This is a genomic window from Aeromonas sp. HMWF015, from assembly GCF_963878965.1.
GTDB lineage: Bacteria > Pseudomonadota > Gammaproteobacteria > Enterobacterales > Aeromonadaceae > Aeromonas > Aeromonas veronii.
Window position 1 is genome coordinate 1 of record NZ_CAWNZT010000266.1, and the last position, 2,220, is coordinate 2,220.

The following is a 2,220-nucleotide window of genomic DNA, read 5'->3' on the forward strand; positions in this document are numbered from 1 at the left end:
CAGTGCCATCAAGGCCGGCGACTACCCGAAATGGGATCTGGCTATTCAGGTGTTAAAGCCCTCTCAGCTGAACGACTTTAGCTACAACCCGCTGGACGCTACTAAGGTGTGGGAGGGGGTACCTGAGCAGAAGATAGGGACCATGACCCTCAATCGAATGCCTGACAACTTTTTCCAGGAAACCGAACAGTCTGCCTTTGCTCCGGCCAACCTGATATCTGGTATCGAACCTTCCGAAGACCGTCTGCTTCAGGGGCGTCTGTTCGCCTACAGTGACACCCAGTTCTACCGTCTCGGAGCAAACCATCAACAGTTGCCTATCAACCGCCCTTTGGTGCCGGTTGTGAGTAACAACCAGGATGGTGCCATGAACATTGGCAATACAATCAGCAACGTGAACTATGAACCGAGCAGCCAGGCACCTAAGACCATGGTGGCAGAGGCGCGTGCAGTAACGACAGCGCTAGAGGGTACAGTTCAGCAAAAGCAGATCGAGAAAACCGATAACTTCAGCCAAGCCGGCAATTTCTATCGCTCTCTCGATGCTAAAGGAAAGACTAATCTCGTGCGCAACTTGGCTGCCGATCTCGGTGCTGTGCGTGACAGTGGAGTGAAGCACAAGATGCTGGCCCACTTTTACAAAGCAGATAGTGATTATGGTATGGCCCTAACTCGTGCCGTTAAGGGGGATGAGCAGCAGGTCAAACAACTCGCGAGCAAACTCTAATTTTGCCCCCGCCAGGCAGGCGGTGGGGGTAACTCGGTAAGTCCTGCAGGGCCCACTTGTTCCTGCCTGCAATCATGAACCGGGCCTTGCAGGCATTATGTTGAAGGAGTGCAGGATGGTACCTAACCGTTTGCTGCTGAGTTTGCTTGTGGTGCTTGTGGGGTTGTCTGAACCTGCCTGGGGTAGCGAGCCGACAGAGGCGGAGCAATTGCAGCCTACCAGTTTACAAGAATATTTCTTTGCCGCTGCGCGCAGCGGAGAGGTGAGTGTTCTGAATGAATTTGTAAAAGCTGGCTTCCCGATCGATGAGCGCAATGAGCAGAGTTACACCGCACTGATGATTGCCGCTTACCAAGGGCAGTCGGAGGCAGTGAAGTCTCTTCTCGAAAGAGGGGCCGACCCTTGCTTGCGTGACAAACGAGGTCATACCGCATTAATGGGGGCGGTGATCAAAGGTGAATGGCGTATTGCGAAAACCCTATATGCCATTGATTGTGATTGGGATAGTGATAAACGTGCTGATGAGCCTGTTACCGATAAAAGCACGATGACGGCGGCTCAGTTTGCCGAGCATTTTGGACAGGGCGAGCGGTTTCGCGCTCTGGCAACTGGTGCTGGGGAAGGCAATTACATCGAGGGTAACTAACCCTCGATGTAATAGAGCAAGGGGAAGAATGATGAATAACCGAATGAGTAAGGTGATGCTTGCTGCAGTGTTGGTAGTAAGCTTCAATGCCACTGCAGCTAGTGTGACGATGAAGGATCTGGCCAGCGGGGCTGTCGTTGGGCAAGTAGAGTTGAGTGAAAGTCCATATGGAGCAGTCTTTACTCCGGCACTGTCCTCTTTGCCTGCAGGTTTGCATGGATTCCATGTGCACGCAAACGGGAGCTGCGACAGCAGTATTAAGGATGGGCAAAGCGTTGCGGGTGGCGCGGCGGGTGGTCACTATGATCCCCAGCAAACAGGGCGCCATGGCGCCCCTTGGCAGGATAATGTCCACAAGGGAGATTTACCACCTCTCTATGTCGATGAGGTAGGTAACGCTGTTCAACCAGTTTTGGCACCACGCCTGACCCTGGCGGAACTGAGTGGTAAGGCCTTGATGATTCATGAAGGCGGTGACAACCACTCAGATCACCCAGCCCCCCTTGGTGGCGGTGGACCGAGAGTTGTATGCGGTATCATCCCATGAATATAATTTCACGGTGTTGGGCGAGGTAAATGACTTGCTTGGGATCAAAAAGGCTGACGCTCAGGGGTAACTCATCCCCCTGACTTCTGCTGAGCTTGCTTGATGCTGGACTAGACGAACCGCAGGTAGTCAGAGTCAGTTAGGGTAATCCTACTTGGGTCGAACAACTTGTCGATGTGAGCTTACATATTGTTATAACTGATGTTGGTTTAGTGATATCGTCAAGAGAACTATGAGAAAACATATAAAATATAGTCTCAGGTTTTTTAATTCGAATGTTTTGTTAAATTGGTATTATGT

Annotated in this window: 3 protein-coding genes; all 3 read left to right on the forward strand. The window is 51.5% G+C overall.

Annotated elements, in window-relative coordinates; translation table 11 throughout:
• The coding region (locus tag AACS18_RS14095) for a catalase (protein WP_146184765.1) at positions 1-727 on the forward strand (727 nt) is incomplete at its 5' end.
• A 115-nt stretch (positions 728-842) separates the two neighbouring features.
• Complete coding sequence (locus tag AACS18_RS14100; RefSeq protein WP_108612498.1) at positions 843-1,373, forward strand: ankyrin repeat domain-containing protein; 531 nt, start codon at positions 843-845, stop codon at positions 1,371-1,373.
• 28 nt (positions 1,374-1,401) lie between these two features.
• Complete coding sequence (gene sodC, locus AACS18_RS14105) at positions 1,402-1,920, forward strand: superoxide dismutase family protein (RefSeq protein ID WP_219927971.1); 519 nt, start codon at positions 1,402-1,404, stop codon at positions 1,918-1,920.
• The last annotated feature ends 300 nt before the right edge of the window (positions 1,921-2,220 follow it).

Bases quoted from the DNA above. Each gene is read 5' to 3' on its own strand.
- AACS18_RS14100 (WP_108612498.1), top strand. From the start codon at position 843: ATGGTACCTAACCGTTTGCTGCTGAGTTTGCTTGTGGTGCTTGTGGGG.
- sodC (WP_219927971.1), top strand. From the start codon at position 1,402: ATGATGAATAACCGAATGAGTAAGGTGATGCTTGCTGCAGTGTTGGTA.